7 protein-coding genes are annotated in these 6,308 nt (G+C 68.1%); 3 read left to right on the plus strand and 4 right to left on the minus strand.

What is annotated here, in order from left to right; translation table 11 throughout:
* Nucleotides 1–4: 4 nt before the first annotated feature.
* The gene (locus VN378_RS05995) at nucleotides 5–415 is read right to left on the minus strand and encodes a flagellar export protein FliJ (protein WP_325741932.1); all 411 of its coding nucleotides are present in this window, start codon (nucleotides 413–415) and stop codon (nucleotides 5–7) included.
* 25 nt (nucleotides 416–440) lie between these two features.
* Entirely contained in the window at nucleotides 441–1,781 is a 1,341-nt protein-coding gene (gene fliI, locus VN378_RS06000) for a flagellar protein export ATPase FliI (protein WP_325741934.1), read from the minus strand.
* Between the two features lie 206 nt (nucleotides 1,782–1,987).
* Between fliI and cysK the strand changes: the two genes are divergently transcribed.
* From cysK to VN378_RS06015, 3 genes are all read left to right on the plus strand, one after another.
* Nucleotides 1,988–2,968: a cysteine synthase A gene (gene cysK, locus VN378_RS06005; RefSeq protein WP_325741936.1), complete on the plus strand. Its 981-nt coding sequence runs from the start codon at nucleotides 1,988–1,990 to the stop codon at nucleotides 2,966–2,968.
* Nucleotides 2,969–3,012: 44 nt separating this feature from the next.
* The gene (locus VN378_RS06010; RefSeq protein WP_325741938.1) at nucleotides 3,013–4,230 is read left to right on the plus strand and encodes a DUF2336 domain-containing protein; all 1,218 of its coding nucleotides are present in this window, start codon (nucleotides 3,013–3,015) and stop codon (nucleotides 4,228–4,230) included.
* Between the two features lie 190 nt (nucleotides 4,231–4,420).
* Nucleotides 4,421–4,858 carry a MucR family transcriptional regulator gene (locus tag VN378_RS06015; protein WP_325741940.1) on the plus strand — a complete coding sequence of 146 codons (438 nt, stop codon included), beginning with the start codon at nucleotides 4,421–4,423 and terminating at the stop codon, nucleotides 4,856–4,858.
* A gap of 72 nt (nucleotides 4,859–4,930) precedes the next feature.
* On the opposite strand, the gene VN378_RS06020 is transcribed toward VN378_RS06015, so the two are convergent.
* On the minus strand, nucleotides 4,931–6,037 hold the full coding sequence (locus tag VN378_RS06020; RefSeq protein ID WP_325741942.1) for a DUF2336 domain-containing protein: 1,107 nt from the start codon (nucleotides 6,035–6,037) through the stop codon (nucleotides 4,931–4,933).
* On the minus strand, nucleotides 6,034–6,308 hold a 275-nt coding region (locus VN378_RS06025; RefSeq protein WP_325741944.1), incomplete at its 5' end, for a hypothetical protein. The genes VN378_RS06025 and VN378_RS06020, both read right to left, overlap by 4 nt.

Raw genomic sequence — 6,308 nt, forward strand, 5'->3', positions numbered from 1 at the left:
CGGGTCAGCCCGCCCGGCGGCGCAGACCCAGTTCGTCGAAGGCGGCGGTTTCGCGCTTGCCGGCGGCGATGACGCTGTTGAGGCGGGTCATTTCGGCGACGTGTTCGAACTTCTTCAGCTCCTCGAAGGCGCCGGTCAGGGCGTCGCGGGCCCCGGCCTCTTCGGCGTCGAGGACGACGACGTCGGCCTCCGCCGCGCCCTTGCGCAACTTCCAGCCGCTCAGATAGGCCTGCAACATCATGGCGGCGTCGGCGTCCGAACGGGCGCGGTCCTGTTCGATCTCGGCCTCGGCCTCCAGCACGGCGATGCGCATTTCGGCGGAGGCCCGGCGGGCGGTTATCTCGGCCAGGCGCTTCTGCAGCGTCTCGACCTCGTAGCTGGAGATCCGGATCAGCGATTGAGCCCAGGCGGTCATCGATACTCACTCCGGCGGGTGGGGGTCACTGGATCATTCCCTGGTTCAGGATTGCTTCCAGCTGGGTAAAGGAATCGGAAAGAGACGTGTGATCGTCCTTGTCCTGGCCGAGGAAATTCTCGAGCGCGGGGTTCAGGGCGATGGCGCGGTCAACGATCGGATCGGCGCCGGTGCGATAGGCGCCGATGCGGATCAGCTCTTCCATGTTGGCGTAGGCGCTCAGACACTGGCGGGCGCGCTTGTTCAGTTCGCGCTCGGGCGGGGTCTGGCAGGCGGGCAGGGTGCGGCTGACGGACTTCAGCACGTCGATGGCCGGGAAGCGGCCGCGCTCGGCGATCTTGCGGTCCATGACGATGTGGCCGTCGAGGATTCCTCGCACGGCGTCGGCGATGGGTTCGTCATGGTCGCCGCCGTCCACCAGAACGGTGAACATGGCGGTGATCGGCCCGGCGGTGGTGCCGTCGGGGCGGACGGGACCGGGCCCGGCGCGTTCCAGCAGCTTGGGCAGTTCGGTGAAGACGGTGGGAGTGTAGCCCTTGGTGGTGGGCGGCTCGCCCGCGGCCAGGCCGATCTCGCGCTGGGCCATGGCGAAGCGGGTGACCGAATCCATCAGGCACAGGACCTCGAGGTCCTGATCGCGCAGGTATTCGGAGATGGCCATGGTCATATAGGCGGCCTGCCTGCGTTTCAGCGCGGGCTCGTCGGAGGTGGCGACCACCACGATGGCGCGACGCAGGCCTTCCTCGCCCAGGGTCTCCTCGATGAATTCGCGCACCTCGCGGCCCCGTTCGCCGATCAGACCCACTACGACGACGTCGCAGGTGGCCTGACGGGCGAGCATGGACAGCAGCACCGACTTGCCGACGCCGGAACCGGCGAAGATGCCGAGACGCTGGCCGCGGCAGGTGGTGGTGAAGACGTCCATCGAGCGGACGCCCAGATCCAGCCGCTCTCCGACCCGGCCGCGCGAGTGGGCCGGGGGCGGCGGCGCACGCAGGGGGTAGGCGGCCGGGCCGACCGGCAGCGGGCCCTTGCCGTCGATGGGCGCGCCGAACGCGTCGATGATGCGACCCAGCCAGGCGGTGGTGGGACGGACGCTGGCGGCGGCGGAGACGATGCGAATGTCCGCCCCGGGAGCCACGCCCTCGACCGGGCCGAACGGCATCAGCAGGGCCTTGGCGTCGCGGAAGCCCACGACCTCGGCGGGCAGGGGGCTGAGATGGCGCCGCTCGATCTCGGCCCGGGCCCCGACGGCGAGGCGCGACAGGCCGCCCCGGGACTCGATCAGCAGACCGTTCACGCCCGCGACCTTGCCGGTCACGACCAGTGGATCGACGGCTTCAACGGCGGCGGCGAGAGCGTGCAATGGGGTCCCCGAACAGTCATTCACGGATGCGCTGTCGTGGTTAACGGGGCGTGAATGCGCGCCATTCGGAAGGGGTGGAACGCCGGACGGACCCGGCGACCAGAGGCGGCTCCCCACGAAGCGGCTTTCGAAGTTTCGCCTGAGGCCCTCCTTGCATGGCGGGCGGAAAGGTTATTTCTCTAGCCGCCCCCTACCGGAGACTTGCCATGGCCGACGCTCCCTACGACCCCTCCCGCCACCTGAAGGCCGGACGCGGCAAGATCTATGGATCCATCCTGGACACCATCGGCGATACGCCGATCGTAGGCCTGCCGCGGTTGTCGGCCGAATATTCGCCGAAGGCGACGGTGCTGGCCAAACTGGAGTTCTTCAACCCGATCGCCTCGGTCAAGGACCGGATAGGCGTTGCCATGATCGATGCGCTGGAACAGGCGGGCAAGATCGGGCCGGATACGGTGCTGATAGAGCCGACCAGCGGCAACACCGGCATCGCCCTGGCCTTCGTCGCCGCGGCCAAGGGCTATCGCCTGATCCTGGTCATGCCCGAGAGCATGTCGATGGAGCGCCGCAAGATGCTGGCCCTGCTGGGCGCCGAACTGGTGCTGACGCCGGCGGAAAAGGGCATGAAGGGCGCCATCGCCATGGCCCAGGAGCTGCTGGACCGGACGCCGAACTCCGTCAGCCCGTCCCAGTTCGACAACCCGGCCAATCCCGCGATCCACCGCGTCACCACCGCCGAGGAGATCTGGAACGACACCGCCGGCGCGGTCGATATCGTCGTCGCCGGAGTCGGGACGGGCGGCACCATCACCGGGGTCGGACAGGTGCTGAAGGCGCGCAAGCCTTCGCTGCGGATGATCGCGGTGGAGCCGACGGCATCGCCGGTGCTGTCCGGCGGCGAGCCCGGTCCGCACAAGATCCAGGGCATCGGCGCCGGCTTCATCCCCGCGAATGTCGACCGTTCGGTCATCGACGGGGTCGAGCAGGTGTCCAACGAGGACAGTTTCGACATGGCGCGCAAGGTCGCGCGGATCGAAGGAATTCCGGTCGGGATTTCGTCCGGCGCGGCCCTGACGGCCGCCTTCCGTCTGGCCTCGCGGGACGAAAACGCCGGCAAGACCATCGTCGCCATCATCCCCAGTTTCGCCGAACGTTATCTGTCGACGGCCCTGTTCGAGGGACTTTGACCGTCACAGGCGGTTAACCGGCGGGGCCGTATCGTCGTCCCGACATGTCCGAGCTCGCGCCCATTCACGAGGAGGCCGCCCCGGAAGGCGGCTTCCGCGCGCGTCACGCGCTGCTGAAGCGCCTGGCCGATGTGGTGTCCCTGCCCACCAGCCGGATCAACGCCTTCGAGCGCGCGGTGACCGGCGACCTGCTGGTGGAAATGCTGCGCCTGGCCAGCGTGGACGATCGCCGCCGGGTAGCCCAGCGGCTGGCGCCTCTGGCTGAACTGCCCAACGCCCTGGCGCGGATGCTGCTGCGCGACGAGCCGGCGATCGCTGGCCTGCTGATTGAACAGTGCGCCTCGTTGTCCGACGCCGACCTGGTCGCGTGCGCGCGGGACACCGGCCCCGAGCATCGCTTCCTGATGGCCAGTCGCCGCTCGCTGTCCGAGGTGGTGACGGAGACCTTGCTGAGTTTCGGCGAAAGCCACGTCATCGAGGCGGTGCTGCGCAACACCACCGCCCGCCTGTGCCAGACCGCGATCGAGGGCGTTGTCAGCCTGAGCCGGCAGGAGCCGCAGCTGTGCGGCCATGTGCTGAAACGGCCCGAGCTGCGCCCGTCCGGCGCCTATGTGATGTTCTGGTGGTGTGCGCCCGAGGATCGCCGCACCATCCTGCAGCGCTTCGCCGTGTCGCGCGAAGTCATGCAGGAGGTGGCCGAGGACGTCTTCGCCATGGCCGCCGAGGAGAACTGGCAGGATCCGGTGTCGCGCAAGGCGCTGCAGTTCATCGAGCGCCGCCAGCGCAACCGGGCGGCCATCGCCAAGAGCCCCTACGGCGGACTGGAACAGGCCGTCGCCGCCGCCGCCGCGGGCGGGCTGAACCGCGAGGTGGCGACCGAGATCGCCTATCTGTCGGGGGTCAAGCCGATCACGGGGGCCAAGATTCTGGGCGATCCCGGCGGCGAGCCGCTTGCCATCCTGTGCAAGGCCACGGGCCTGGGCAAGAGCGACCTGCAGAACCTCTGGCGGTCGATGCGCCGGCCCGAGACGGCTGCGGACGGATCGGTCGATCCCACCTGGAATTGCGTGCAGATCACCTATGACATGCTGGCGGTCGACCGGGCCCAGACCGTGCTGCGATACTGGAACTGGTCGCTGTCCTCGGCTTTGACGCCCGCGCTGCTCCGGGCCATCCGCGACGGCGAGGAAGAGGGGCTGGACGACTACTCCGCCCCGCAACGCGCGGCCATGCTGGCCCTGGCGGAAAATTTCGGCCGCTGAATACCGCAGCGCAACCGGACCGACGTCCGGTTTTACGCGGATTGGTAGCGGCTATAGTAAACTTCCCGGATCCTGTCACAGGTCGTTGCCGTGATCGGGCATCCGGTTGCTTTCCAACCGGAACAAATCTATTGACCTCGTCATCGACTGATTCAGTCCAGAATCGATTTCAACAAGACGGGGCCTGCACGTGGAAGACAACGCTCAACTGCTCGAAATGACGGCGGACATCGTGTCGGCCTATGTCGGCAACAACAACGTTCAGGCGACTGAAGTGCCGGGTTTGATCTCCAGCATTCATGCGGCCCTGACCCAGGTTTCCAACGGCGCCGTCGAGCCCGAGCCCGAGATCAAGGATCCTGCGGTTCCGGTTCGGAAGTCGATCACGCCCGACTTCCTGATCTGCCTTGAGGACGGCCGCAAGTTCAAGTCGCTGAAGCGGCACCTGCGCACCAAATACAACATGAGCCCGGAAGAATACCGCGCCAAGTGGGGTCTGGCGAAAGACTATCCGATGGTCGCGCCGAACTACGCCAAGGCGCGTTCGGACCTCGCCAAGTCGATGGGCCTCGGCCAGGGCGGGCGCAAGCCGGCCCGCGCCGCCGCAGCCGGTCGCGCCAAGAAGTAAGTCCGCCCTATCGGTGGTTCGGGACGCCCGCTTCCGGCGACGGAGGCGGGCGTTTCCATGTCCGGTTTTAGGTCAGGCCGCCTGGGCGCCCCGGCGCATGCGCCAGAAGCGGAGGGTGCGAAGGGCGGCGTCGCGGCTGAGTTCGGCGTACATGCGGGCGTAGGAATGGGCCTTCGCCATGGCGTCGCCGTCGTCGTTCAGCAGCACCACCGCATAGGTCAGGAACAGGGCCCGATCCAGATCCGCCGATTTGCAGACCACAGCCAGGGCGTCCAGCTCGCGACGATCAACGATCTGCCGCGCGGTGTGGAAATCGATCTCCGACAGCTGGGCGAGGGCGATGAGGAAGGACGTGGTTCCGCCCGAGCGCAGGAAACGGGCCAGCATCCGGGGCGACAGCTGGCCGGCCGCCTTCAGTTCTTCGACATAGGCCAGGCATTCGGCGTAGTCGGCGGGCAGCGCGCCATCGTCGGTGGCGATGCGGGTGCGACCGGCGGCGATAGCGCTTTCCAGCAGGGCCGGATCGAGGCGCGCATTTTGCTCGAGGATCTGGGTTCGCAGTCGGGCCTCGACGACGAAATACATCTCGTTCAGCAGGTCCGGCGGCAGGCTGGCGCGCTCGACGGCGGCTTCATGCAGGGCCGGGTTGGCCTTGGCCCGTTCGATCGCGGTTTCGGAGGCCTGACGCGACAGGCGCGCGCCATCGTTGCGCAGCAGCGTGCCCAGGGTTTCGTCGTCGCCGCGCTCGACGATGACGTCCGAGATCGCCTCGGACACCGAGGGCCGGGCCGAGACGGCGCGGAGATGGTCCTGGCCGTGCTTGCGCACGACGCCCATGAGATCGTCGTCGGTCAGGACCGGCGACGCGGCCAGCACGGCCCCGGCCACCGCGGCGTCGTCATTGGCCAGTTTTCGGATCAGATTGTGGGGGGCATCGGGCGCCGAGGCGAAACGGGCCGACAACTCGGCGCGGACGGCGACTTCCATGTCCACCGTCAGCCGGGTGAGGACAGCGCCGTACAGGGTGTCTTCGGTCGCCGTGCGGGCCGTGCCGCCGAAGAAGTGCTCGGTCAGTTCGCGCAACAGGGCGCGTCGCTTCTCGCTGGAGCCCTCCTCGGCAAGGGCGATCAGATCGGGAAGGCGCGAGGGCGCGGAAGTCGGGGCCGCAGTTTCGCTCACTGATGGTCCCCGTCAGAGGCAGCGGGGGCGGGGCGCGTGCGGCCCTGGTTGTCGCGGATCAGGGTCGGACCCTGATCCGGCTCGGCCAGATCCTGGGATGCCGGCGTCGCGGTCATGGTGATGGCCAGGGCGTCGACATAGGTCGGCTCCGGCATCTGGAGCACGTCGGGCTGGCGTCCGTTCTGACGATGAACGGAGTAGTAGCGGGCGCCTTGTTGCGGCGGGCGTTCGCCGGTGTTGGCGACTTCCGCCACGCGGCGGGGCGCGGGCG

The organism is Brevundimonas sp. (genome assembly GCF_035561115.1).
GTDB lineage: Bacteria > Pseudomonadota > Alphaproteobacteria > Caulobacterales > Caulobacteraceae > Brevundimonas.